The sequence below is a fragment of the Sulfuricystis multivorans genome, from assembly GCF_003966565.1.
GTDB lineage: Bacteria > Pseudomonadota > Gammaproteobacteria > Burkholderiales > Rhodocyclaceae > Sulfuricystis > Sulfuricystis multivorans.
This window is the reverse complement of sequence record NZ_AP018718.1, coordinates 2,379,912-2,404,943: the sequence shown is the minus strand read 5'-3', so window position 1 is coordinate 2,404,943 and position 25,032 is coordinate 2,379,912. Positions and strand designations below refer to the sequence as shown.

The 25,032-nt window shown below is 63.0% G+C and carries 28 protein-coding genes; 9 read left to right on the top strand and 19 right to left on the bottom strand.

Translation table 11 applies throughout. The features are described 5' to 3' along the window. The first annotated feature begins 24 nt into the window (after positions 1–24). Genes ccmI through EL335_RS12060 form a run of 3 tightly spaced genes read left to right on the top strand, consistent with a single transcriptional unit; the run spans position 25 to position 2,152 of the window. Entirely contained in the window at positions 25–1,257 is a 1,233-nt protein-coding gene (gene ccmI, locus EL335_RS12070) for a c-type cytochrome biogenesis protein CcmI (RefSeq protein ID WP_126447250.1), read from the top strand. A gap of 35 nt (positions 1,258–1,292) precedes the next feature. Next, positions 1,293–1,841 (top strand): hypoxanthine-guanine phosphoribosyltransferase, encoded by a 549-nt coding sequence (locus tag EL335_RS12065; protein WP_348541417.1) that lies wholly within the window; start codon positions 1,293–1,295, stop codon positions 1,839–1,841. Between the two features lie 2 nt (positions 1,842–1,843). Continuing rightward, on the top strand, positions 1,844–2,152 hold the full coding sequence (locus EL335_RS12060) for a 4Fe-4S dicluster domain-containing protein (RefSeq protein ID WP_284155361.1): 309 nt from the start codon (positions 1,844–1,846) through the stop codon (positions 2,150–2,152). Positions 2,153–2,155: 3 nt separating this feature from the next. Here EL335_RS12060 and EL335_RS12055 read toward each other — a convergent pair whose 3' ends face one another. From EL335_RS12055 to EL335_RS11995, 13 genes are all read right to left on the bottom strand, one after another. Beyond that, the gene (locus EL335_RS12055; protein ID WP_126447244.1) at positions 2,156–2,758 is read right to left on the bottom strand and encodes a NapC/NirT family cytochrome c; all 603 of its coding nucleotides are present in this window, start codon (positions 2,756–2,758) and stop codon (positions 2,156–2,158) included. 12 nt (positions 2,759–2,770) lie between these two features. Further along, positions 2,771–3,136 (bottom strand): c-type cytochrome, encoded by a 366-nt coding sequence (locus EL335_RS12050; protein WP_126447242.1) that lies wholly within the window; start codon positions 3,134–3,136, stop codon positions 2,771–2,773. Between the two features lie 36 nt (positions 3,137–3,172). Then, entirely contained in the window at positions 3,173–3,643 is a 471-nt protein-coding gene (locus EL335_RS12045; RefSeq protein ID WP_172600097.1) for a nitrate reductase cytochrome c-type subunit, read from the bottom strand. Positions 3,644–3,680: 37 nt separating this feature from the next. Further along, complete coding sequence (gene napH / locus EL335_RS12040) at positions 3,681–4,580, bottom strand: quinol dehydrogenase ferredoxin subunit NapH (protein ID WP_126447238.1); 900 nt, start codon at positions 4,578–4,580, stop codon at positions 3,681–3,683. Next, entirely contained in the window at positions 4,577–5,452 is an 876-nt protein-coding gene (gene napG, locus EL335_RS12035) for a ferredoxin-type protein NapG (protein ID WP_126447236.1), read from the bottom strand. Before napG ends, napH begins: the two co-directional genes overlap by 4 nt. 81 nt (positions 5,453–5,533) lie before the next feature. Continuing rightward, positions 5,534–8,083 carry a nitrate reductase catalytic subunit NapA gene (gene napA, locus EL335_RS12030; protein WP_126447234.1) on the bottom strand — a complete coding sequence of 850 codons (2,550 nt, stop codon included), beginning with the start codon at positions 8,081–8,083 and terminating at the stop codon, positions 5,534–5,536. Positions 8,084–8,100: 17 nt separating this feature from the next. Beyond that, on the bottom strand, positions 8,101–8,391 hold the full coding sequence (locus EL335_RS12025; RefSeq protein WP_126447232.1) for a chaperone NapD: 291 nt from the start codon (positions 8,389–8,391) through the stop codon (positions 8,101–8,103). A 138-nt stretch (positions 8,392–8,529) separates the two neighbouring features. Then, on the bottom strand, positions 8,530–8,748 hold the full coding sequence (locus tag EL335_RS12020; protein WP_126447230.1) for a hypothetical protein: 219 nt from the start codon (positions 8,746–8,748) through the stop codon (positions 8,530–8,532). A gap of 61 nt (positions 8,749–8,809) precedes the next feature. Further along, entirely contained in the window at positions 8,810–9,007 is a 198-nt protein-coding gene (locus EL335_RS12015; protein ID WP_126447228.1) for a DUF3460 family protein, read from the bottom strand. 10 nt (positions 9,008–9,017) lie between these two features. Further along, a complete protein-coding gene (locus tag EL335_RS12010) occupies positions 9,018–11,168 on the bottom strand; it encodes a RelA/SpoT family protein (protein ID WP_284155506.1) in 2,151 nt (716 codons plus the stop codon). 118 nt (positions 11,169–11,286) lie between these two features. Then, the gene (rpoZ, locus tag EL335_RS12005; protein ID WP_126447224.1) at positions 11,287–11,493 is read right to left on the bottom strand and encodes a DNA-directed RNA polymerase subunit omega; all 207 of its coding nucleotides are present in this window, start codon (positions 11,491–11,493) and stop codon (positions 11,287–11,289) included. A 16-nt stretch (positions 11,494–11,509) separates the two neighbouring features. After that, positions 11,510–12,163: a guanylate kinase gene (gmk, locus tag EL335_RS12000; RefSeq protein ID WP_126447222.1), complete on the bottom strand. Its 654-nt coding sequence runs from the start codon at positions 12,161–12,163 to the stop codon at positions 11,510–11,512. A gap of 30 nt (positions 12,164–12,193) precedes the next feature. Next, positions 12,194–13,063: a YicC/YloC family endoribonuclease gene (locus EL335_RS11995; RefSeq protein ID WP_126447220.1), complete on the bottom strand. Its 870-nt coding sequence runs from the start codon at positions 13,061–13,063 to the stop codon at positions 12,194–12,196. Positions 13,064–13,119: 56 nt separating this feature from the next. Between EL335_RS11995 and EL335_RS11990 the strand changes: the two genes are divergently transcribed. From EL335_RS11990 to hemW, 4 genes are read left to right on the top strand one after another with little or no spacing between them, the layout of a single operon-like run. Next, positions 13,120–14,013, top strand: coding sequence for a serine/threonine protein kinase (locus EL335_RS11990; protein ID WP_126447218.1), 894 nt, complete (start codon positions 13,120–13,122; stop codon positions 14,011–14,013). Continuing rightward, positions 14,010–14,735, top strand: coding sequence for a ribonuclease PH (rph, locus tag EL335_RS11985; RefSeq protein ID WP_126447216.1), 726 nt, complete (start codon positions 14,010–14,012; stop codon positions 14,733–14,735). Before EL335_RS11990 ends, rph begins: the two co-directional genes overlap by 4 nt. Next, positions 14,732–15,322 (top strand): RdgB/HAM1 family non-canonical purine NTP pyrophosphatase, encoded by a 591-nt coding sequence (gene rdgB / locus EL335_RS11980; protein WP_126447214.1) that lies wholly within the window; start codon positions 14,732–14,734, stop codon positions 15,320–15,322. Before rph ends, rdgB begins: the two co-directional genes overlap by 4 nt. Beyond that, the gene (gene hemW, locus EL335_RS11975) at positions 15,319–16,485 is read left to right on the top strand and encodes a radical SAM family heme chaperone HemW (RefSeq protein ID WP_284155360.1); all 1,167 of its coding nucleotides are present in this window, start codon (positions 15,319–15,321) and stop codon (positions 16,483–16,485) included. Before rdgB ends, hemW begins: the two co-directional genes overlap by 4 nt. On the opposite strand, the gene trmB is transcribed toward hemW, so the two are convergent. Genes trmB through thiS form a run of 4 tightly spaced genes read right to left on the bottom strand, consistent with a single transcriptional unit; the run spans position 16,451 to position 18,641 of the window. Beyond that, positions 16,451–17,170, bottom strand: a complete 720-nt coding sequence (gene trmB, locus EL335_RS11970) for a tRNA (guanosine(46)-N7)-methyltransferase TrmB (protein WP_126447210.1) — start codon at positions 17,168–17,170, stop codon at positions 16,451–16,453. The genes hemW and trmB overlap by 35 nt on opposite strands. Continuing rightward, entirely contained in the window at positions 17,148–17,636 is a 489-nt protein-coding gene (locus EL335_RS11965) for a hypothetical protein (RefSeq protein WP_126447208.1), read from the bottom strand. The genes trmB and EL335_RS11965 overlap by 23 nt, the downstream gene beginning before the upstream one ends. Continuing rightward, positions 17,633–18,421, bottom strand: a complete 789-nt coding sequence (locus EL335_RS11960) for a thiazole synthase (RefSeq protein WP_126447206.1) — start codon at positions 18,419–18,421, stop codon at positions 17,633–17,635. Before EL335_RS11960 ends, EL335_RS11965 begins: the two co-directional genes overlap by 4 nt. Before the next feature lie 16 nt (positions 18,422–18,437). Further along, the gene (thiS, locus tag EL335_RS11955; protein WP_126447204.1) at positions 18,438–18,641 is read right to left on the bottom strand and encodes a sulfur carrier protein ThiS; all 204 of its coding nucleotides are present in this window, start codon (positions 18,639–18,641) and stop codon (positions 18,438–18,440) included. 68 nt (positions 18,642–18,709) lie between these two features. Here thiS and EL335_RS11950 point away from each other — a divergent pair, with 68 nt between their 5' ends. Further along, positions 18,710–20,002, top strand: a complete 1,293-nt coding sequence (locus EL335_RS11950) for an adenylate/guanylate cyclase domain-containing protein (protein ID WP_126447202.1) — start codon at positions 18,710–18,712, stop codon at positions 20,000–20,002. A gap of 323 nt (positions 20,003–20,325) precedes the next feature. Here EL335_RS11950 and EL335_RS11945 read toward each other — a convergent pair whose 3' ends face one another. Then, entirely contained in the window at positions 20,326–22,035 is a 1,710-nt protein-coding gene (locus tag EL335_RS11945) for a histidine kinase (RefSeq protein WP_126447200.1), read from the bottom strand. A gap of 246 nt (positions 22,036–22,281) precedes the next feature. Here EL335_RS11945 and EL335_RS11940 point away from each other — a divergent pair, with 246 nt between their 5' ends. Beyond that, positions 22,282–22,977: a prepilin-type N-terminal cleavage/methylation domain-containing protein gene (locus EL335_RS11940; protein ID WP_126447879.1), complete on the top strand. Its 696-nt coding sequence runs from the start codon at positions 22,282–22,284 to the stop codon at positions 22,975–22,977. A 40-nt stretch (positions 22,978–23,017) separates the two neighbouring features. Here the strand turns inward: EL335_RS11940 and EL335_RS11935 are convergent, their stop codons facing one another. Beyond that, positions 23,018–24,988, bottom strand: a complete 1,971-nt coding sequence (locus EL335_RS11935) for a monovalent cation:proton antiporter family protein (RefSeq protein ID WP_126447198.1) — start codon at positions 24,986–24,988, stop codon at positions 23,018–23,020. Positions 24,989–25,032: the final 44 nt, after the last annotated feature.

Below are 25,032 nucleotides of genomic sequence, written 5' to 3'. Positions count from 1 at the left end.
ATGGACAATCTGGGGTAACCAGCCATGACCTTTTTCCTCATCGGTGCGGCGCTGCTCACCCTGATCACACTGGCCTTGCTGTTGTGGCCGTTGCGGCGTGGCAGCGCGTCCGGCGAGGTATCGCGACGCGAGATCAATGCCGCGATCTACCGCGACGAGTTGGCCGAGCTCGACCGCGATCTTGCCTTGGGCGAACTCTCACAAGCCGATTACGACGTCGCCAAGACCGAATTGCAGCGCCGTCTGCTGGAAGACAGCCAGGCCGAGGCAGGGGTTGCAGGCAGGGGTATACCCGCCAGCCGCGCAACCGCGGTCGCGCTCGCCATCATTCTGCCGTTGGGCGCGGCATTACTCTATTTCCTGCTCGGCAATCCGGGTGCGATCGAGGCCTCGGCGAATGCCGGCGCGCACCAGCAACGCTTCACCCAGGCCGAAATCGAGCGCCTGGTCAGCGATTTCGCCGCCAAGTTGGAAAACGAGCCGGAGAACTACAAAGGCTGGGCGATGCTCGGTCGCTCTTACAAGGCGTTGGGGCGCTTCCCCGAGGCGGCGCGCGCCTATGAGCGCAGCGGCCCGCTGCTCGAATCGAGCGCCGACCTGCTGGTCGACTATGCCGATACCTTGGCAGCGACACAGGGCTTCGACGCCAAGACGATGTCCGTGCTGGAGCGCGCCCTCAAAATCGACCCGCAACAGCCGCAAGGGCTGTGGCTGCGCGGCACCGCTGCTTTCGAAGCCAAGCAGTATGAGAAGGCTGTCACCGATTGGCAGGCGCTGCTCGCGCAGCTCGAGCCGGGCTCGGAGGATGCCAAGGCGGTCGAGGCCAACATCGCCGAGGCGCGCCAGCTGGGCGGCTTGGCACCCGCGCCACGCAAGTCGCCGAAACTCGGCGCTGACAAGACGGCACCCGCGGCAGCGCCGACCATCAAGGGGCGCGTCGAGATCGCCAGCCAGCTTACCGGCAAGGTTCCCGCCAATGGCGTGCTGATGGTGGTGGCGCGTCCGACGGACGGTTCGCGCATGCCGGTGGCCGTGTTGCGCGCGCCACTCGGCAAGTCGCCACTCGAATTCACGCTCGACGACAGCCTGGCGATGAGCCCGGATAGGAAGCCTTCCCAGTTCGCCGAACTGTTGATCGAAGCGCGCGTCTCGGCCAGCGGGCAGGCTCTGCCGCAGCCGGGCGACCTGTTCGGCCCTGTCGTCAAGGTGAAGCAAGGCGACAAAGACGTCCGGCTGATCATCGACCAGGTGCGCTAGTCCAATATCTTTCCCGTTCAGCCATGCAGGAGATATTGTTCGAAGAAGTGCAGCGGATCAGGAGCGAAGCCGATTGCATCGCTTCCGCCGCCGAGGTCGAGGCCGCCATCGAGCGTATGGCCGGTGAAATCACCCGGCGGCTCTCCAACGCGAATCCGCTGATCTTTGTGGTGATGAACGGGGGCCTGATCGTCGCGGGACGCTTGCTCCCGCTGCTCGACTTCCCCCTCGAGCTCGACTACCTTCATGCGACGCGCTACGGCCACGCGCTTTCCGGCAGCCGCCTCGATTGGCGCGTGCGTCCTGCGCAGAATCTGGCCGGCCGAACGGTTTTGGTCATCGATGACGTGCTCGACGAGGGCTATACCCTCGAGGCGATCTGCCAGAGCGTGCGCGAGGCCGGCGCCGCCGCGGTGCTGACCGCCGTGCTGGTGCACAAGGTGCACGAGCGCAAGGCGCGGCCCGGCATGCGTGCCGACTTCAGCGGGCTCGAAGCGCCGGATCGTTTCCTGTTCGGTGGCGGGATGGACTACAAAGGGTATTGGCGCAACGCGCCGGGGATTTACGCCGTCAAAGGGAAATGAGGATGATCACGCGGCGCGAGTTCCTGCGCGGCCGCTTTGGCGCCAGCAAGGGTAACAGCCAGACCGGCTCGGCTGAGGCCGGTGGCGAGACGATGCTCGCCGCCATCGGCCCGACCTGTATCGCCTACCTCCAGAACGTCGTCTGCCGCAGCTGCGGCGATGCCTGCGATGCGCAGGCCATCCGCTTCTCGCCACGGCTGGGTGGCGCGGCGCTGCCGCTCGTCATTGCCGAGCGCTGCACTGGCTGCGGCGACTGTCTGCCGGTGTGCCCGGCTGGCGCGATCACACTCGCGCCAGCCAAGACAAGCTGAGATTCATTCTTCTTCGTCGTCGGTGCCCGGCTTCCTGTAGCCCTTCGGCAGCTTGTGAGCGATGCCCTGATGGCAATCGATGCAGCTCTTGCCAGCGGCCTTGGCCTCCATGTGCTTCTTGTAGGGCGTCTTCTTCTGCAGCTCGGGGCTCATCGCATCGAAGCTGTGGCAATTGCGGCATTCGATCGAATCGCGCGCCTTCATGCGTTCCCACTCGTGCTGCGCCAGTTCCAGCCGCTTCGCCTCGAACTTCTCCTTGGTGTCGATCGAGCCGGTGAGCTTGCCCCACACCTCGCCGCTCGCCTTGATCTTGCGGATCAGCTTGTGCGTCCAGTCCTTCGGCACGTGGCAGTCCGAGCAGATCGCGCGCACGCCGGTACGGTTGCTGTAGTGGATCGTGTATTGGTATTCCTGATACACGGTGTCGCGCATCTCATGGCAGCTGACACAAAACTGCAGCGTGTTGGTCGCCTCCATGCCGGTGTTGAAGACGCCCCAGAAAACGATGCCGCCGACGAAACCCACCGTGGCGAGCGCGAGCACCGAATGCTTCGCGCTCGGCCGCCGTAGCCTGGCCCAGAGCCCGGCCGTGTTTATATCAGCCATGTCATCAGCCAATCATTTGGGTTGGATCGACAGGACGTACTCGGCGAGATTCTTGATCTGCGCCATGTCGTTCGGCGGCATGGTCTTGACGATCTTGTGATTTTCCTCGCTGCCATCGGCGAGCTTGACCTTCTTGCCCGACGTGAGGTGTTTGACGATCTCATCGACGGCATTGGGTTTGCCTTTGTATTTCTCGGCCGTTTTCATGAAGGATGGGCCGTCCTTGTCCTTGCGCAGCGCATGGCACTGCTTGCAATTGTTCTGCTCGACGAGGTCCTTCGCGGCATCGACATCCAGGGCCAGGGCGGCAGTCGAAAAACCGGTACAGGCAAGCGCGGCGATGCTGGCCGTCGCAATCATGCGGCTGATCTGTTTCATCTTCTGAAAGCTCCGTTCGTTGCTGGTTGAAAAAACTTATTTGGTCACACCGACGAACTTGTTTTCGACCAGCGGCTTGGCATCGACCTGCGGCACATGACAGGTGTCGCACTGGAAGCGGCTCATCTCGATGGCCGGGCTGCCGTCCTTCTTCTTGCGAGTCTTGGAGAAGTGGCTCTGGCCGATCTTGGGCACTTTCTGGCCACGCAGCTCGTCGGTGATGTGGCATTCGAGGCAGGCGTTTTCCTCGACCGTGATCGGCAGGTATTTCTCGACGGTATGCGGCACCAGCGGCGGCTGGCCGACGAAGGTGCGATCGATCAGATGGGCCTGGCCGACGCCCGGAATCTTGTCGGCGTAGAACTTGACTTCCGGCGCCCGGTCGGGTGCCGAGACATCGGCACCACGCATTGGGGTCGGGCCGCTGGTGGATGCGCAGCCGATGAGCGAGGCGATGAGCGTCGCGAGGGTGAGGCCGACAGTCTTACCTAGGATGGCGTTTTTCATGATCGGATTCCTCCAGGAGGGACACAAAGTGAGTGGATCATTTCGGTAGCGGCGACACCGTGCCGGCGGCCGCGGATTCCGTGCTGCCCAAGCGGGTGCCGAATTGGAAAACATCTTTCGAGCAGACGTCGATGCAGCGTCCGCAGTTGGTGCAGTTGGCTGCCAAGATCACCGGCGGCGTGCCGTCGATGCCCTTCAACGCCGGCCGGATCACCTGCTGCTCGGGGCAGACCGCGAAGCAGTCCATGCAGTCGTTGCAGGCGGCACGGCGCGGCAGCCTCACGCGCAGGATCGATGCCTTGCCGATCAGACTGTAGAAGGCGCCGACCGGACAAAGATGCCCGCACCAGCCGTGGCGCATCACGAACAGGTCGAACAGGAAGACCGCCAAGATCACCGCCCAGGCGAGCCCCATGCCAAAGATCAAGCCGCGATGCAGCATCGAAACGGGATTGACCATTTCCCAGGCGATCGTGCCGGTGACGGCCGAGACGAGAAGCGTCATGCCGAGAATCCAGTAACGGGTCTGGCGCGAGATGTGCGCGCTGCCGCCCTTGAGCCCCAGCCGGTTCCTCAGCCAGGCGGCGAAATCCGTCACCAGATTGACCGGGCAGACCCAGCTGCAATAGCTGCGCCCGCCGACCAAGATATAAAACAGCACGACGATCGTCACGCCGATCAAACCGAGCTTCTCGGGTGTCTGGCCGCTCATCAGCGCCTGGAGCAGCAAATAGGGATCGGCCAGTGGCAGGGTATTCAGCGTGTAGCTGAAATTCAGATTGCCCTTGACGATCCACAGCCCGTACCAGGGGCCGACGAGGAAGAGCAAGAGTATGCCCAGCTGTGAGGCGCGGCGCAGGATCAGCCACTTGTGCGCGGCAAGCCAGCCCTTGGTGGCAATGGCTTCCGCACCCGGACGCGGGGAGGGTGCGCTCATAGCTTGTCTCCCTGCATTGCCTTGAAAGTCGGCGCTGATGCAGCGGCACCTTGCTCCGCTGCCGGAGGACTTCCGGCTGCGCCGGGTGCTTGGAGCAGACCCTTGCCGCCGTAGTCATAGCGCATGCCCTCTGGCAGGTTGTATTGATGCTCGACATCCGGCGCGACGAGGCTGCCGCCGGCTTTTTCCTTCTCGACCCAGCCGAGCCGGTAATGCGCGGAGAGCTGCCCTTTGGCGACGTAGATCGGCAGCACCTTGATCGCGGCGATCTCCGTCGGACAGGCTTTTTCGCATTTGCCGCAGCCGGTACAGGCTTCGGAATGCACGGTCGGGATGAACATCGCATGCTTGCCGGTGCGCGTATTCGCCATCGGTTCGAGTGTGATCGCCTTGTCGATCACCGGGCAGACGCGATAGCAGATGTCGCAGCGCAGCCCGAGGAAATTCAGGCATGTCTCGTGATCGATCAGCACCGCCAGCCCCATGCGCGCCTTGGTGATGTCGGTCAAGCGGTGATCGAGCGCGCCGGTCGGACAGGCTTTCACGCAGGGAATGTCCTCGCACATCTCGCAGGGCGCCTGACGCGCGACGAAATAGGGCGTGCCGGTCGACATCGGCTCTTCCGGCTTGGCCAGGATGAGGATGTCGTAGGGGCAGTCGCGCACGCACATGCCGCAGCGGATGCAGGCGGCAGAGAATTCCTGTTCCGGCAGCGCGCCTGGCGGACGAATCGCGGCAGGGGGCAGCGCGGTTGCATGCCGCGCATACAGACCCAAGCCGAGCCCCAGCAGGCCGACGCCGCAAACCATGCGGGCGGTATCGGCGATGAACTGGCGGCGGCGTGAGCCTTTCGGTTGCAAATCTTGACTCATGATCGTGGGACGGGAAGCACGCCCCCTGACTCGCTTCCCGTATCGTTTCCATGATGTTGCTTTGATCGATCAAAACCCGATTCAGACCTTCACCACCTTGGCGGCGCATTTCTTGAAGTCGGTCTCTTTCGAGATCGGGCAGGTGGCGTCCAAGGTGAGCTTGTTGACCAGGCGGTGCTCGTCGAAGAACGGGATGAAGATCAGCCCCTCCGGCGGCTTGTTGCGGCCCTTGGTCTCGACGCGCAGCTGAATCTCGCCGCGGCGGGTGGCGACCTTGACGACGTCGTGGCGCTTGAGACCGCGCTTTTCGGCATCCTTCGGGTTCATGAACACCACCGCATCCGGGAAAGCCTTGTAGAGCTCGGGAACGCGCCGGGTCATCGAGCCGGTATGCCAATGTTCGAGCACACGACCGGTGCACAGCCAGAGGTCATATTCGTTGTCCGGCATTTCGGCGGCGGGCTGATACGGCAGCGCGAAGATCATCGCCTTGCCGTCGGGCTTGCCGTAGAAGCGGATGCCCTCGCCTTTCGGCACGTAAGGATCGTAGCCTTCGCGGAAGCGCCACAGCGTCTCCTTGCCATCCACCACCGGCCAGCGCTGGCCCCGCACCTTGTGATAGGTATCGAACGGCGCGAGATCATGGGCATGGCCGCGACCGAACCCGGCGTATTCCTCGAACAGCCCTTTCTGCACATAAAAACCGAAATGCTCGGTCTCGTCGTTCGTGTAGCCGGCCCAGGCATGGGCGTTCACCTTCGTCGCTTCTTCCTTCGGGAACTTGTTGACCTGACCGTTCGCATAAAGGATCTCGAACAGCGTTTTGCCCTTGTATTCGGGCATCTTGGCGACGAGCTCGGCCGGCCAGACCTCCTCGACCTTGAAGCGCTTCGAGAATTCCATGTATTGCCACAGATCGGACTTCGCCTCGCCCGGCGCCTTGACCTGCTGGCGCCAGAACTGCGTGCGCCGCTCGGCATTGCCGTAGGCGCCTTCCTTCTCCATCCACATCGCCGCCGGCAGGATCAGATCCGCCGACATCGCCGAGACGGTCGGATAGCAGTCCGAGACGACCGTGAAGCACTTCGGATTGCGCCAGCCCGGATAGACCTCGCCATTGACGTTCGGGCCTGCCTGCATGTTGTTGGTGGTCGACGTCCACAAAAAGCCGATCTTGCCATCCTTGGCCATGCGCGATTGCAGCACTGCGTGATAGCCGGGCTTCGGATTGATCGTGCCTGCCGGCAGTTTCCACATCTTCTCGGCGATCTCGCGATGCTTCGGGTTCATCACCACCATGTCGGCGGGTAGACGATGGGCGAAGGTGCCGACCTCGCGCGCCGTGCCGCAGGCCGAGGGCTGACCGGTCAGCGAGAACGGGCCGTTGCCAGGCTCGGAAATCTTGCCGACCAAGAGATGCACGTTGTAGATCATGTTGTTGACCCAGGTGCCGCGCGCGTGCTGGTTGAAGCCCATCGTCCAGTAGGAGCAGACCTTGGTCTTCGGATCGGCGTAGATCTTGGCGAGCTTCTCGAGCTTGTCCTTCGGCACGCCGGAAATCTCATGCGCCTTGTCAAGGGTATATTCGGAGACGAAAGCGGCGAACTCTTCGAACGTGATCGGCGTCGCCTTGTTCGGATCGCCCTTCGGCTTGCCGTCCGGGCCGGGGTAGCCATTGTTGCCGGCCGCCTGCTCGAGCGGATGCGTCGGGCGCAGACCATAGCCGATGTCGGTAACGCCCTTGGCGAACTTGACATGCTTGGCGACGAAGTCCTTGTTGACCGCGCCGTTCTGGATGATGTAGTTGGCGATGTAATTGAGGATCGCGAGATCCGACATCGGCTTGAAGATCAGCTCGTTGTCGGCGAGCTCGCAGGAGCGGTGCGTGAAGGTCGACAGCACATGGATGCGCACGTGATCGGCGGTGAGCCGCCGGTTGGTGATGCGCGTCCACAGGATCGGGTGCATCTCGGCCATGTTCGAGCCCCATAGCACGAAGGCATCGGCATGCTCCATGTCGTCGTAGCAGCCCATCGGCTCGTCGATGCCGAAGGTGCGCATGAAGCCGGCCACCGCCGAGGCCATGCAGTGACGGGCATTCGGGTCGATCGAGTTGGAGCGGAAACCCGCCTTCATCAGCTTGACGGCCGCATACCCCTCCCAGACCGTCCATTGCCCGGAGCCGAACATCGCCACGCCCTGCGGGCCTTGTTCCGGGTTCTTCAGGGTTTCCTTGACCTTCTGCGCCATGATGTCGAAGGCCTGATCCCAGGAGATCGGCGTGAATTCGCCATTCTTGTCGAACTTGCCGTCCTTCATGCGCAAGAGCGGCTTGGTCAGACGGTCCTGGCCATACTGGATCTTGGCGAGGAAATAGCCCTTCACGCAGTTCAGCCCCTTATTCACCGGCGCATCGGGGTCGCCTTGAGTCGCGACGATGCGGCCATCCTTGACGCCGACCAGCACGCCGCAGCCGGTGCCGCAGTAACGGCAAGCGCCCTTGTCCCAGCGGATGCCATCGGCACCCTTGGCCTGGGCGAGCGCCTGGGCGCCCGGAATGGACAGGCCCGCCACGCCGGCCGCGGCGGCGATCGCATTAGCCTTGATGAATTCACGCCGAGTCAGTTCCATTGCCAATCTCCTTGTTTTCAAGCCAGTGCCGTGGCAGCGCCCGGGGGCGTTGCCTCCACAGAAATGATTGCTTCCGGATCATCTTCTTTCTGGTGATAGACCATCGACGCCGACATCACGCCAGCGAGCAGGCTGATCCGTTCATAGAGTTCGACGGTCTCCCGGTCGTTCGCCGTTTCGATCGTGGCGATCATCTTGCCGTCGGGAGAGACGGCGGCGAGCTCGACGCCAGGAAGGGTTTCGAGCTGCGCGCGCACCGATGCGATGGCCTCGGGATGCGGAATGACGATGATGCTGGAGATGTTCATGTGATGCGCCCAAAAGCCCTAAAAAAATTAGGGGATCAATGGGGCGCATCCTAGGGCTGCGCGCGAGGGATTTGCTTGACAGGTGTCAAGAAATTCGAATGTCGACCTTGCCGCTCGGGAAAGAGTGGCAAGGCTTGTTCAGCGGCGTTTCGGTTTGGCTTTGACGGGCTTTTTCGCCGCCTTGGACTTGGCTTTGACCGCCTTCACCGGCATTGACTTCTTGCCCGTGGCGACCGGCTCGGTAGCGGGTGGAGTAGGCGCTGGCGGCAAGGCAGCGGTGGGCTGCAAGACCATGGGCTTGGGTGGCACGACGTCGGGCGGCGCGTCCGCTGCATGGCTGGCCGTTGCAAATGGCATTGCGGCCGCCAGCAGGCTCAGGGCAAGCCGGGGCCCAAGCAACGAACCGTTCCGCGATTTCTCAATTGACGTCATAGTAGTACGGCTTCTGTGGAACTTTCACCGCGGCGCGACGGGCGAGTTCGTCGGGATCGAGATTGCCGCGGTCCCACCACAGCGCTCGGCCCTTTTGCTGCTCCTCGATCTGCTCGGGATGCTGCTTGAGCCATTCGCGGATGAATTTCGTGTATTCGGATTCGTAGCCTTTGAGTTTTCCCATGATCTGCTCCTCAATGATCTTCCTTGAGTCGGTTGATGCGGGTGACGATCGGCAGCCGCCGTAGGCTGCGCAGGATACCCGCCAGATGGGTGCGGTGGCTCACCTGCAACATGAAATACAGCGCCGTCGTGCTGCCACCGTCGGCATCCATGCGCACGTTGGTGATGTTGGTGTCGTGCTCGGCGATCGTCGCCGCAATTTTCGCCAGCACGCCGGGCGTATTTTGCGCGACGACCTTGATCTGCACTTCGAACGGTCCTTTCACTTCCGGATCCCATTCGACATCGACCCATTCGCGCGCACCGCCACCTGCACGACCGGCACGCGCGGTCTTGCGCAGCGACGGACAATCGTGAGTATGCACGATCAATCCCTGGCCGGCGCGGATCACGCCGATGATCGGATCGCCGGGAATCGGCCGGCAGCAGCGTGCCAGCTGCATCGCCATGCCTTGGGGGCCGGAAATACGGATCGGGCTTCTGCCTTGCTGAGAGACGCCTCCCGCGTGGCCGTCGATCAGACGCCGCGCGACGATTGCCGGCAGACGCTTGCCCAGACCGATGTCGGCGAGCACTTCCTTCTGCGATTTTCCGGAGAAGGTGCGCAGAAAACGCTGCCAGGCGGCGCTCCCCAGCTCTTCGAGGCGATGGCCGAAATGGGCGAGCGCCTGGGCGAGCAGGTGTTCGCCCAGCTGAGCGGATTCCTCGTGCTGGCGAGTCTTCAGGAAATGGCGGATCTGCGCGCGCGCCTTGCCGGTCTTGACGAACGCCAGCCAGTTCGGATTCGGCGCCGCGTTCGGCGCGGTGATGATCTCGACGCGGTCGCCGTTCCTGAGCTCGGTGCGCAACGGCAGATGTTCATGGTTGATCTTGCAAGCGACGCAGCGATGACCGATGTCGGTATGCACGGCGTAGGCGAAATCGACCGCCGTGGCGCCGCGCGGCAGTGAAAGGATCTTGCCGGCCGGGGTGAACACATACACCTCGTCGGGGAACAGATCGACCTTGACGTGTTCGAGGAATTCGGCGGAATCAACCGAGGCGGTCTGCAGCTCGAGCAGCGATTGCAGCCATTGGTGCGTGGTGCGCTCGAGTTCGGAAAACGATTCGACGTCCTTGTAGAGCCAGTGCGAAGCAACCCCCGATTCGGCGACGCGGTGCATGTCGCGTGTGCGGATCTGGATTTCGATCGGCGTGCCGAAGGGGCCGATCAAGGTGGTGTGCAGCGACTGGTAACCATTCGCCTTCGGGATCGCGATGTAGTCCTTGAACTTGCCTGGCACCGGCTTGTAGAGGCCATGTAGCGCGCCGAGCACGAGATAGCAGGTCGGCACGTCGGCGACGACGATGCGGAAGCCATAGATGTCATGTACCTGCGAGAAGGACAGGTGCTTCTCGCGCATCTTGCGGTAGATGCCGTAGAGATGCTTCTCGCGGCCCATCGTCTCCGCCTCGATGTGCGCTTCGGCGAGCTTCTGTTTGATCGCCGCCATGATCTTTGCGACCACCTCGCGGCGGTTGCCGCGCGCTGCGCGCACCGCCTTGGCCAGCACGCGGTAGCGCATGGGATGCAGATGACGGAACGAGAGCTCCTGCAGCTCACGGAACAGTGTATTGAGACCGAGACGGTTGGCGATCGGCGCGTAGATTTCGAGCGTCTCTTTCGCGATGCGGCGGCGCTTCTCGAGACGCATCGCATCGAGCGTGCGCATGTTGTGCAGACGGTCGGCCAGCTTGATCAGGATCACCCGCACGTCCTGGGCCATCGCCAGCAGCATCTTGCGGAAATTTTCCGCCTGCGCCTCTTCGAAAGATTGATGTTCGATGCGGTCGAGCTTGGAGACGCCGTCGACGAGTTCCGCGGTGACCTTGCCGAAATCCTGGGCGATCTGCGCCTTGGTGATCGCCGTGTCTTCCATCACGTCATGCAGCAGCGCTGCGGAGAGCGCCTGCGGGTCGAGATGCCAATGCGCCAGTGTCTCGGCGACCGCGAGCGGATGGGAGATGTATGGGTCGCCGCTGGAACGGAACTGACCGCGATGCGCGTTGGCCGAGAAATGATAGGCGGCCGCGACGTGGTCGACGTCCTCCGGTTTCAGGTAAGCGTGCAGCTGATCGATGAAATGCTCGAAATCCTCCGCCAGATCGACCGGCGGATGCATGTCGAGCGGAATGATCGGCGGCTCGTCGACGATGGAGGGCGGCACGCTAGCAGACTGCGGCGAAATGGCTGGGGACGACATGGCCGCCGGCATGAAAACGCCCCTTTGCTACATACCGTCAGACCAGGCTGCGGTGCAGGACTTCGACCCCATATTTGCCTTCGGCGAGCTCGCGCAGCGCGATCACCGTCGGCTTGTCCTTGTCCGGATCGACGAGCGGCGTGCTGCCGGTGGCGATCTGGCGGGCACGCCAGGTGGCGGCCAGGGCCATCTCGAAACGGTTGGGAATCTGTTTCAGGCAGTCTTCGGCAGTGATACGGGCCATGAATAATCCTTTGGATTCAAAGCGATGAAAGAAAACGAAACACGTCGGGATGGCGCAGGCGCTGCCGCGGCAAACGCAGGCGCGAAGCCCGCACCGCCGCGACCAGATCCTCCAGCGCTTCCTGCAAGTCATTGTTGATTATAACGAAATCGAACTCGTCGACATGGCGCATCTCGCCCAGCGCGGCGGCGACGCGACGCTGGATCACCTCGATGCTGTCCTGCCCGCGGTTGCGCAGCCGCCGTTCCAGTTCGGCGATCGAGGGCGGCAGGATGAAGATGCCGACGGCCTCGGGGATCAGCGCGCGCACCTGCTGGGCGCCCTGCCAGTCGATTTCGAGCAGCGTGTCTCGGCCGGCGGCCAGCTCGCCGAGCAGCCAGCTTTTCGAGCTGCCGTAGAAATTGCCATGCACCTCGGCCCATTCGAGGAAATCGCCGCGCTCGCGCATCGCCAGGAAGGTCTGGATGTCGACGAAATGGTAATCGTGGCCATCACGTTCGCCCGGACGGGGCGGACGGGTCGTATAGGACACCGAATGGCGGATCAGTGGGTCGCGCTCCATCAGCATCCGCACGAGCGTGGTCTTGCCGGCGCCGGAAGGCGCGGAGACGACGAACAGCGTACCGGCATTGGCGTTACTGGCAGGAAGCGGGGTGGTCGTCAAGGTCATGGTCGTAAACTCGGCGCTGGTGATACGGCACTATTCGAGATTCTGCACCTGTTCGCGCATTTGCTCGATGAGCAGCTTCAGCTCGAGGGCGATCGCGGTGACGGCGCTGGAGACGGATTTCGAGGCCAGCGTATTCGCCTCGCGGTTGAGCTCCTGCATCAAAAAATCGAGGCGTTTGCCGACCGCGCCGCCTTGGGTGAGCACCCGCTCCACTTCATCGAGATGGGTGACGAGGCGTGCCAGTTCCTCGGCGACGTCGATCTTCGCGGCGAAGACACTGATTTCCTGGCGGATGCGCTCTTCGTCGAGTGCGGCGACCGCTTCGCGCAAACGCGCTGCGAGCCGCTCGCTGTATTCGGCGATTGCGGCCGGCACCAGCGGCTCGACTTGGGCGATGGCGGCACGCATCTTGGCGACGCGCTCCAGCAACGCTTCGCCGAGACGGGCGCCTTCGCGTGCGCGGCTGGCGAGAAATTCGATGAGCACCGCATCGAGAAGCGCGAAACACTCTGTCTGCAAGCGTTCGGGAGGGATCGCTTCGCTTTCCAGCACTCCTGGCCAGCGCAAAACGTCGGCCACCGACAACGGCTGGGCCTTTTCGAGCACGCCGCGCACCTCGGCTTCGAGCGCGGCCAGCTTACGCACCAGCGCGAGATTGGCGATCAGATGCGGCGCGGCGGTGCTGTTCGGTTGCAGCGTGATGCGGCAATCGACCTTGCCGCGACCGATCATTGCCGCAAGCCGCTCGCGCAAGGGCATTTCGAGGAAACGCAGCTCTTCGGCACAGCGGAAATTGAGATCGAGGAATCGGCCATTGACACTCTTCAGTTCGAGTACCAGCCGCACCGTACCGAGATCGCGGTCGAGCGCGGCATAGCCGGTCATACTCTGGATGTTCATGAACGAATCTTCCTTGTGGTTCAGATGGCGAGCTTACCAGCATTTACAATCGACACATGGCAATTCAACAAACCAGCATCCCCCTGCCGGCCGGCCATGTGATCGACGGTTACCGCTTCGAGCGTCAGCTCTCGATGGGGGGGTTCTCGATCGTCTATCTGGCCACCGACCCGCGCGGGCAGCCCGTGGCGATCAAGGAATACCTGCCGCAGTCGCTCGCCCGCCGCACGGTCGGACTGGTGCCCCAGGTCAAGCCCGAGCACCGTGCCGCCTATCACAGCGGCATGATGGCCTTCTACGAGGAAGGGATCGCGCTCGCGCGCCTCGATCATCCCAACGTCGTGCGTGTGGAGAATTTCCTGCGCGCCAACGACACCGTCTATCTGGTGATGGCCTATGAGCGCGGCCGCACGCTGCACGAGCACATCCGCAAACATCCCGGCGAACTGTCCGAGAAATTCGTGCGCGGCGTGTTCATGCGCCTGCTCTCGGGCTTGCGCGAGGTGCATGCCAGCCGCTTGCTGCATCTGGACATCAAGCCCTCGAACATCTGGCTGCGCCTCGATGCCAGTCCCGTGCTGATCGACTTCGGCGCCGCGCGTCAGACATTGCAAAAGGCGGGCGATTTGCGGCCGGTCTATACCCCTGGCTATGCCGCACCGGAGCAATATGACAAGGGCGGCGAGATCGGCCCCTGGACCGATGTCTATGCGGTGGGCGCCAGCATGTATGCCTGCCTTGCCGCTGCGGCGCCGACCCCTGCCGACCTACGTCTCGGCGGTGATCCGTTGATACCGGCGAGCCAGCGTTGGGCGGGACGCTATTCGCCCCAGCTTTTGGACACCATCGATCAGTGCCTGCGCCTCGATCCGCTCGCCCGGCCGCAGAGTGCCTTTTCGCTGCAGCGTCTGCTCGCTGCCACCCCAACCCCCGTCAAGGAGAATGCATGAGTCCAAGACCCGATGGCCGCGCGCCCGATCAACTGCGTCCGCTGAAAATCACCCGTCATTACACGCGCCATGCCGAAGGCAGCGTGCTGATCGAATTCGGCCACACCAAGGTCATCTGCACCGCCAGCGTCGAAGAGAAGGTGCCGCCCTTCCTGAAAGGCAAGGGGCAGGGCTGGGTCACCGCCGAATACGGCATGCTGCCGCGCTCCACCCACACGCGCACCGAGCGCGAGGCGGCGCGGGGCAAGCAGTCGGGCCGCACGCAGGAAATCCAGCGCCTGATCGGCCGCAGTTTGCGCGCCGTCACCGATTTGTCGCTGCTGGGGGAGCGGCAGGTCACCCTCGATTGCGACGTCATCCAGGCCGATGGCGGTACGCGCTGCGCTTCGATCACCGGTGCTTGTGTCGCGCTTTACGACGCCCTGAACGGTTTGCTGGCCGCCGGGCAGCTTGGCCGCCATCCAATGAAGGATTTCGTCGCCGCCGTTTCGGTCGGCATCGTCGCAGGCACGCCGGTGCTCGACCTCGACTACGCGGAAGACTCGGCTTGCGATACCGACATGAATGTCGTGATGACCGGCGCCGGCGGCATGGTCGAACTGCAGGGCACCGCGGAGGGCACACCCTTCACCCGTGCCGAGCTCGATCTGTTGCTTGCGCTGGCCGAGAAGGGCATCAGGGAAATCATCGCGGCGCAGAAGGCCGCATTGGAGATCGCATGAAACAGATCGTGCTCGCCTCGAACAACCCCGGCAAACTGCGCGAATTCGGTCAGATGCTCGCCACCATCGACATCGAAGTGCTGCCGCAGGCGCGGTTCAACATCCCGGAAGCCGACGAGCCGCACATCACCTTCGTCGAGAATGCGCTCGCCAAGGCGCGCCACGCCGCGAGACTCACCGGCCTGCCGGCGCTGGCCGATGATTCCGGTATCTGCGTCAAGGCCCTGGGCGGCGCACCGGGGGTCTATTCGGCGCGCTATGCCGGGGAGCCCAAGTCGGACGAGCGCAACAACCAGAAGCTCATCCGGGAGCTTGCCGGCAAGACGGACCGTCGCGCCCACTATGTCGCCTTGCTGGTGTTCGTGCATCATGCCGAAGACCCGCAGCCGATCATCTGCGAGGGCGAATGGCATGGCGAGATCATCGACACGCCCAGAGGCCAAAACGGCTTCGGCTATGACCCGTATTTCCTCGTCCCCGAGCTGGGGCTCACCGCCGCCGAAATCTCCGCCGAAGAGAAAAACCGCCGCTCCCATCGCGGCAAGGCATTGCGGCAGCTGATCGAACGCCTGAAACTCGACGATTGAAGCGCACCTTTCCGATCCATGCCGTCCTGTCGGCGCCGACTCATGAGCCGCCGCCGCTCTCGCTCTACATCCACTGGCCGTGGTGTGTGAGGAAGTGCCCTTACTGCGACTTCAACTCTCACGAGTCGGCGCCGCGCGAAGCGGAATATCTCGCAGCGCTGATTCGGGATCTCGAGGCGGTGCTGCCGCTCGTCTGGGGCCGGCCAGTCATCTCCGTCTTCATCGGCGGCGGCACGCCGAGCCTGATGAGCGGTGCCACGGTCGATGCGCTTCTTTCAGCGATCCGTGCGCGCATACGCCTGTGGCCGGAAGCCGAGATCACGCTGGAAGCGAATCCCGGCGCCGTCGATGTAGAGCGCTTCGCGGCCTATCGTGATGCCGGCGTCAATCGCCTGTCGCTCGGCATCCAGAGCTTCGACGACGCCAAGCTCGCCGCGCTGGGTCGCATCCACACAGGCGATGAGGCCCATCGGGCGCTCGACATCGCCCAGCGGCATTTCGGGCGCGTCAATCTCGACCTCATGTTCGCGCTGCCGGAGCAGACGCTACTCGATGCGCAGCGCGATATCGAAACGGCGATTGCCAGCGGCGTTTCGCACATTTCCGCCTATCACCTGACGCTCGAACCGAACACGCCGTTCCACCATGCGCCGCCGCCGCTGCCCGACGAGGATCTCGCCGCCGACATGCTGGAAATGATCGAGACGAGGCTTTTCACTGCCGGATTCGAGCATTACGAGACCTCGGCCTACGCAAAACCGGGGCAGCGCTGCGGGCACAATCTCAACTACTGGACGTTTGGTGATTACCTGGGGCTCGGCGCGGGTGCCCATTCAAAGCTCACTGATCACACCACCATCCGCCGCGAGGCGCGGCCGCGCCATCCGAAGGATTATCTCGCCGATCCGGTCACGCGCCGCTGGCTGCCGGTGGCGATGGAGGACTTGCCCGGCGAGTTCATGATGAATGCGCTGCGGCTGACCGAGGGTGTGCCGCTTACGCTGTTTGCCGAGCGCACGGGTCTTGCGCTTTCCGTCATCGAGAAATCGGCGCTGGCGGGACGGCAGCAAGGCTTGCTGGAAATCGAGGCAGGCCGATTGAAGCCGACAGCCTTGGGCCGACGCTTCCTCAATCGCCTGATCGGTCTGTTTCTCGCCGTCTGAACAACACGTCCCAGACGCCATGCCCCAGGCGCAGGCCGCGCTGCTCGAACTTGGTCTGTGGCCGCCAGTCGGGGCGCGGCGCGAAGCCTGGCGCGGTATTTTCCAGCAAGGCTTCGGCCGACAAGACTGCCAGCATCTGCTGCGCGTATTCCTCCCAGTCGGTCGCCAGATGCAGATAGCCTCCAGGTGCAAGCCGCAACGCGAGCTGATGCACGAAAGGCGGCTGGATCAGGCGCCGCTTGTGGTGGCGTTTTTTGGGCCACGGATCGGGAAAGTAGATATGGATGCCGGAAAGCGAGCCAGGCGGGATCATGTCGCGCACCACCTCGACCGCGTCGTGCTGAATCACGCGCAAATTCGTCAGCCCCCGCGTGGCGATCTCCTTCATTAGGCTTCCGACACCCGGCGTATGCACCTCGATGCCGAGATAGTCGTTTTCCGGATGCTCGTCGGCGATCGCCGCCGTGGTCTCGCCCATGCCGCAGCCGATTTCGAGAAACTTCGTCGCACTGCGACCGAAGGCGGCGGCAAGATCGAGCGGCGCGGCAACATAGGGGATCCCCCAGCGCGGCATGCCTTCGTCGTAGTAACGCTGCTGGGCAGTCGAGACGCGCCCCTGACGCAGCACGTAGCTGCGGATGTGCGCCTGTCGCGGCGCGGCGTCATTGCTGGGGGTTGGCTGCATCGGTCATTCCCAGTTGCGTGACGAAATCATAGCTGGGTCGGCTCAGAGCGAGTGGCAGCGTCGCGCAGGCCTCTTCGAGGCCGACCGTGCCGAGTGCGGGATAAATGGTTTCCTTGAGCCCCAGCACGCGCGCGATGTCCTGCCAGCCGGCGTGCGGCGCCTGCGCACCGAAATGATGTTCGGCGAGCGATGCCCGCAGCGCCTCGAGCGCTGGTTCCTGTGCGGTATGCCAGGCATCGTAGGCACGCTGCACCGCCTCGGCATTTTCATTCTTGTCCAAGCAGGCGGAAAGCAGCAGATGCACGCCATGAGCGAGGCCGAAGAGGCGCTGGCGCAGGAGGATGTCGGGTTGGTCGAAGGCATAGCCGTGGCGCACAGGAACTACCCCTTTCGCCGGCAGGCCAGGTTCATCGGCAAATGCCGGCATGACGAGCAGCCAGGAAAGTGCCCAGCAGGCGCGCTTCACTTGCCGCCGATCAGCCCGGTCATCGGCGAGCTCGGGCTCGCGCTGTAGAACTTCTTCGCCATGCGGCCGGCGAGGAAGGCTTCACGGCCGGCTTCGACGGCCTTCTTCATCGCCGCGGCCATCAGCACGGGATGCTTCGCTGCAGCGATCGCGGTGTTCATCAACACGCCATCGCAGCCCAATTCCATCGCGATCGCGGCATCCGATGCGGTACCCACACCGGCATCGACGAGCACCGGTACCTGGGCTTTCTCGAGGATCAGCGAGAGATTCCAAGGGTTCAGGATGCCCATGCCGGAACCGATCAAGGAAGCAAGCGGCATCACGGCGACGCAGCCGATCTGTTCGAGGATCTTGGCCTGGATCGGATCGTCCGAGCAATAGACCATCACCTGGAAGCCTTCCTTGACGAGAATCTCGGCGGCTTTGATCGTTTCCGGCATGTTGGGGAACAGCGTTTCCTTGTCGCCGAGCACTTCGAGCTTGACGAGGCTGTGGCCGTCGAGCAGCTCGCGCGCCAGGCGCAGCGTGCGCACTGCCTCATCGGCGGTGAAGCAGCCGGCGGTATTCGGCAGATAGGTGTAACGCGAGGGTGGCAGCACGTCGAGCAACGAGGGCTGATTCGGCTCCTGGCCGATGTTGGTGCGGCGGATCGCCACGGTGACGATCTCGGCGCCGGAGGCCTCGATGGCGCGGCGCGTCTCGTCGAAATCCTTGTATTTGCCGGTGCCGACCAGGAGCCGTGACCGATAAGCCCGGCCGGCGATGATCAGTGCGTCTTCCATGTGCTTCCCTTCGCGTTCAGCCGCCGCCGACAGCGACGACGATTTCGAGTGTATCCCCCGCCTCGATGGGCGTCTCGGCATGCAAGCCCTTCGGCACGATGGCGCCGTTTCTTTCCACCGCGACGCGCTTGCCGGTCAGGCCTTCCATTTCCAGCAGTCGGCCGACGGTCAGCGGTGCCGCCAACTGTCGCTTTTCACCATTGAGCGTGATCTCGATCATGGCGACGATTCTACCGGAAGGTGCTGCCTTACCATCCTATTGGGCGCGGATTGCGTCATACTATGCGCATGTCTTCCGTGCTTACCGTTGCTTCCTCGCCTGGCTTCCTGGAACGTCTGCGCAATGCCGGCGTCGAGCCCGGCGACAGTCCCGAGCTCGCTCTCAACAAGCAGCTGCTGTTCTTCGCCACTGGCCTGGTGAGCATTACCTCGATGCTGTGGGTAGCGATTTACTGGGCTCTTGGCCCGCAGTTCTCGGTAACGCTGCCTTATTTGTTCCAGCTCACGCTGGCCGGCAACCTGGTGCTCTACATCTACTCCCGCAATTTCGAATTTTTCCGCTTCACCCAGCTCACGCTGTTCCTGTTCGCGCCTTTCGCGATGCAGTGGGGAATCGGCAACTTCATCACCGGCAGCGGCATCATCCTCTGGGGGTTGCTGGCGCCTTTCGGTGCGATCCTGTGTTACGGCGTGCGCGAGTCGATCGTCTGGTTCCTCGCCTGGATTCTGTTCACTGCGCTGACCGGCGTGGTCGACTTCCTGCTCGTCGATGGCTATGCGCCACAGAAACTGGTCATACCGCTGCGTACCAGCATGGTGTTCTTCGCGCTCAACTTCATTGCGGTCGCAAGCATCATCTATGTGCTGCTGCGCTATTCGATCGAAGAGAAACGCAAGATACAGGAACGCCTCGAAGAAGCGCATCGGCAACTGTTGGAGGCACAGTATCGTTCCGAAAAGTTGCTGCTCAACATCCTGCCGGCGCCGATCGCCGAGCGTTTGAAGCAAGGAGAGAAGATCATCGCCGACCGTTTCCCTGACGCAACGGTGATCTTCGCCGACCTGGTCGATTTCACGCTGATCGCCTCGCATATGAGCCCCGATCAGGTCTTCGGCATGCTCAACGAGATCTTTTCCGCATTCGACGACCTGTGCGCACGCTTTGGCCTGGAAAAGATCAAGACGATCGGCGATGCCTACATGGCGGCTGGCGGCCTCATCCAGTCGGCAAACGACCCTGCAGGCGCCTGCGCCGATTTCGCGCTGGCGATGCAGGCGCTATTGCGCCATGATCACCGCATCGATGGCGGTCACATGGCGCTGCGCATCGGTATCAGCAGCGGCACGGTCGTCGCCGGAGTGGTCGGCAAGCACAAATTCATCTACGACATCTGGGGCGACAAGGTAAATCTCGCCAGCCGACTCACCGACGAGGCGCTTCCCGGTTCGATCTACTGCGATGCCGCCACTTACGAGCATCTCGCGGCGCGTTACGACTTTGCCGCGGCACAACGCCTGCATCTCAAAGGCTTGGGTGAGGTCGCCGTTTACCCCCTCATCGGGCGCAAGACATCATCCTAAAAGCTCCAGTTGACCGCTCCTGGAGGCGAGGAATGTACGTTGGGATCAAAAGAATTCTCACTGATTGCGCTCACCTTGAAGGTGGCCCCCGCTACGCACCTGCTGGCACGCACCAGCGGGCGCGTCCAACTGAGGTTTTAGCGTGAAATATAAAGCAATAAGTGCGCCAACCTCAGTTTCCTCGACGGCAGCCAAGCTTCGCGGCGAAGCCGCGCACAGAGTCTCCCCTCCCGCGAGAGCGGGGCTTGGGGGGGGCGGACGGGTGTTGGCGCTTAGGGTTTTCATGCCCCCCGGGTGACCATGTCCGTCATGCGCGTTAGGGATCATCCGTCTGAAGACGGTTCGAGCCGGAAGCACACTCGGCCCGTCCTGTTTTCTACGAGACTCAGGCGGTAGTCTGCCTGTTCCGCCTGACGGGCGCATTGGTAGAGACCGATACCCAAGCCATCCTCGGACGTAACGCGCTCATGCAGCAACCGGCCTGCCAGTTCCGGCGGTATTGCGGCACCCGTGTCACAGATCTCGAGGTATGCCTGGTCCGCAAGACAGACCAAGCGCACGCTGGCTTTGATCCCGGGCTGACGCCGCCGTTTGGCGGCGATGTTCTGCAGCAGATTCTCGGCCACGCTGAAAAAAAGCGCCGGCGCCGGCAAACGGCAGGCCGGGAGATCGCCTTCGCCCTGGATTTGCGTCTCGTCATCCACATAGCGGTTTTGCAGCGAAGCGAGCCATTCCGCAGCCGTCTGTGGTTGTTCGGCCGGCTGCAGTTGTTTTCCCGGCTCGACCAGTTTGTTCAGCGTCTGGCGCAGACGTGCGGAAATCGCAGGCAACTGACGTCGCAGCAATTCCCCGAAACGGGGCGACGCCGTCGCTCCTGCCTCGTTGGCCGCCACGCATAGGGTGTCGAGCGATTGCAACAGGTTTTTCACATCGTGGGTGAGGCGCGCGCCCGTTTCGTGGATCGCCTCGATGTAGGACAAGCGCTGCAGTTCGCGGGCGCGCCATTTGCCCAAATAAAACTCGGCCAGCAGCCGGACCACCAGGTCATGATGCCAGCGCAGCATGGGGCTGGGTTCACTACGTGTGACCAGTTCGACAGTCAGGCCGCCATGCACGAAGCGGGTGCGATGACCATGCCGTTCGCCGAATTCACCTTGCGCGCCCCCGACACTCCATATCCCGCCAAGCACACCGGGCAGACGCCGCGGCAGCTCTGCGCAAGCCAGCGATAGAAAGCGCTCGGGGTCTGCCTCGAAACGGCCCAGATCAGCCAGGGATTGCAGCCATTCCTCGATCGGCAAACCGAGAGAAATCACATGTTGGGCCACCGCGGTGCCCAAACCGGCGAAGCCGGCGCGGGGATTCCAGATCAAGGCAAGCATCAGCAGCAGCCCGGCGACCACACCGAGGGTGATCAGAATCGACTCGAGGTAGCCGACCTTGTACAGCAGCGAGAAGCTGAGGCTGCCCAATACCAACACGGTCAGCAGCAGCACGACGAACATGCCGTAAATGAAATCCACGATCTCGGCGCGTTCTTCGAGCGTTCCCTGCCGTACCGGCAGGAGCGCCATGAAGACCAGGATCAGGGGTGCCAGCAGGTTGGCGAGCTCCCCGGGCAGGATTTCAAGCGACACATGGGCGTTCACGGCGGCAGGCAGCAGTCGCACCAGCACGACCATGACGAGGTAGCCCAGCCCGGCCAGATGGAAAATGCGCTCCCAGCGATCAGGGAATACGAACACTTTGCCGCCGACGACGCCGGCGAGGAGCACCGTCCAGACGAGCAGGATGCCCCAACCGAGGAAAGTGGCGAGCAGCGCCGCGGCACAGACGACGACCACGGCGCCTTCGAGACCCAGACGCCGGCGTGGTTGAATGAACGGCTGCCAAATCAGCCCGAGCCCGATGTGGGAAAGGAAGAGCCAGCGGGCGATCGAGTTTTCGGGGCCGAGCACGAAAACCAGATGCAGCGCCGTCAAGAAGCTCAGGAAGATCCAGCGCCGACGTGCAACGGTACGAACCAGGGACATGCGGTCTCTGAAAGAAATGGATGCAGCATTCTAAGGCGCGCATGTCCTGTCCGGTTTTCGACGCACTGTCCAATTTTCGACAAATGACAACTGAGATGGCCGACCGGTAGGTCGGAAACTGAACCCGAAAGCACCCTCCTTATTCGCGCATCGACGGTGCAGTCTCGCGATAAGCTCTGCGATGGCAACGATGGCACAAATCGTGCTTGAGCAAACTTGCATATGGCTTTTGGTGGAGCAAATAGAATGAACCGACAATCCGGTTTCACGCTGGTCGAGATTGCCATCGTCTTGGTCATCATCGGCCTGCTGCTGGGTGGCGTGCTGAAGGGGCAGGAACTGATCAACAGCGCCAAGGTGAAAAATTTTGCCCAGGACTTCCGCAATATTCCCCTGTTCATCTACGGCTATCAGGACAAATATCGCGCTTTACCTGGCGACGATGCCAACGTTGCCGCTCATTTGGGCACCGGCGCTCAGCAGGGAGCAGGTGGTACTCCCGGCAATGGGGTCATCGAAGGAGACTGGTTCTCCATTGACAAGGGTGCGACTGCGCCTGAAAGCGTGGTTTTCTGGCAGCATGTGCGGCTTGCCAATCTGGCTTCCGGCCCGACGAACTTGGCTGATCCGTCCTACTTCCCAACCAATGCTGATGGCGGCCGTATCGGCATCGAATCAGGGAGCGCCACGCCTGCGCAGCAATACATCAGCGGCTTGACGGGCACTTTCATCGTCTGTTCCAGCGGTATTCTTGGCAAATTCGTGCTGCAGCTCGATACGACGATGGATGACGGCAACCCTTTCACCGGTTCGATGCGTGCCGTGCCAGGTGCGCCAACGAACCGCCAGAACACGGCGCACTGTGCCGTGGCAGGAACCCCGGCCGCTTGTACGACGGCCGTCGATCCTGCGGCCACTTACACGGTTTGCATGGGCCTTTGATATTTTTAACAATTTCCTCGGCCCGCTTCGGCGGGCCGTTTCATGTCAAACCGCGTAACAAGCGCTCTTCCCCCGCCGCTACCGCCGCGGCACTGCCACGCAGCACCACGACATCGCCGGCTTCGAGCACCGTCTCGCCATTCAGCGCCACGTGCGGCTGGCCGCGACGCCGCAGTGCCGTCAAACCAGCGCCGACTTTTTCCAGTTCCAGAGCAGAGACTTTTCGCCCCACCGCCCACGCGCCGGCATCGAGGGTGACGGCATGAAGCCGCGGCAGTTGTGCATCGGCAAGGCCCTCGGTGGCATCCGTCGCGCCGTGGAAGAAGCCGCGCAGCAGCGCGTAATGCTGCTCACGCAGCTCGCGCAGCCGGCGCACGACGCGGTGCATCGGCACGCCGGTGAGCGCCAGCGCATGGGTGGCGAGCATCACCGAGGATTCCAGCGCCTCCGGCACGACTTCGGCTACCCCGGCGGCATAGAGCTTTTCGATGTCCTCTTCCTCGCGCGCCCGGGCGACGATGGCCAGATCGGGGCGCAGTTCGCGCACGCGTTCGACGAGCCGCAAGGTCGTCGCGATGTCGGCAAAGGTGACCACGAGCACGCTGGCGCGGGCGATCCCTGCTGCCAGCAGGTTCTCGCGCCGCGTGCAATCGCCCCAGGCGACCGGCTCGCCGGCAGCGGCGGCTTCGCGCACGCGCTCGGGATCGAGATCGAGCGCCATGAAGCCGATTTTTTCCGTTTCCAGAAAGCGTGCCAGATGCTGGCCGGTCTTGCCGTAACCGCAGAGGATCGCGTGCTTTTCGCTGGCCACGGTTTGGGCGGCGATGCGCGTCAGCTGCAGCGAGCGCGCCAGCCATTCCGAGGCGACGAAGCGCAAGACGAGGCGATCCGAAAAATGCACGATCAGCGGCGCGACGATCATCGACAGCACCATCGCCGCGAGCACCGGCTGGATCAGCACCGCATCGACCAGCCCGGTATCGGTGGCCAGCACCACCAGCACGAAGCCGAATTCGCCCGCGGTACAGAGCCACAAGCCGGTACGCAGCGCCGTGCCTGGCGCACTGCCGAGCAGGCGTGACAGCCCGGCGGCGACGATCAGCTTGACGAGGAGCAGCAGCGCCAGCAGCGACGCCAGACGACCGGCATCGTGCCAGATCGCTGCCGGATCGAGCAGCATGCCGGTGGAGACGAAGAACAACCCGAGCAACACGTCGCGGAACGGCTTGATGTCTTCCTCGACCTGGTAACGGTATTCCGTTTCGGAGATGAGCATTCCGGCGACGAACGCGCCCAGCGCGGGTGACAATCCCGTCACTTCGGTCAGGCTGGCGAAGCCGAGTATGACCAGAAGCACGTTGAGCATGAACAGCTCGCCGGATTTGCGCCGCGCCACGAGGCCAAACCAGGCGCGCATCAGCCGTTGGCCCACGAACAGCACCAACGCGAGGAGCACCGCGGCTTTCAGGAGCGCCCAGCCGAGCTCGCCGGCAAGCCGCTCGAGCGGCTGCGACAGTGCCGGGATCAGCACCAACAGCGGCACCACGGCGAGATCCTGGAACAAAAGCACGCCGATCACCTCGCGGCCGTGGGGCGCGTCGAGCTCGCGCCGGTCGGCCAAGAGCTTCGAGAGGATCGCCGTCGAAGACATCGCTAACGCCCCGCCCAGCGCCAGGCTCGCCTGCCAGGTCACCCCCCAAAGCATCGCCCCGGCGGCGACGGCGAACATCGTCGCCAGCACCTGGAGGAGCCCCAGTCCGAACACGATCCGCTGCATGGCAAACAGGCGCGGCAGCGAGAATTCCAGGCCGATCGTGAACATCAGGAAGACGACGCCGAATTCGGCCAGGCGGCGTGCGCTGGCGATGTCGGGCAGTATGCCGAGAGCATGGGGGCCGGCGAGCGCGCCGACCAGCAGATAACCGAGGATCGGCGGTAGATTGAGGCTGCGGCAGAGAACCACGGCGAGTACGGCGGCAGCCAGCAGCAATAGGATCAGATGCAGAGTCATGCGCGGTCTGTCGGGAAGGGGTGGCGGTTATAATTTCCAGCAAT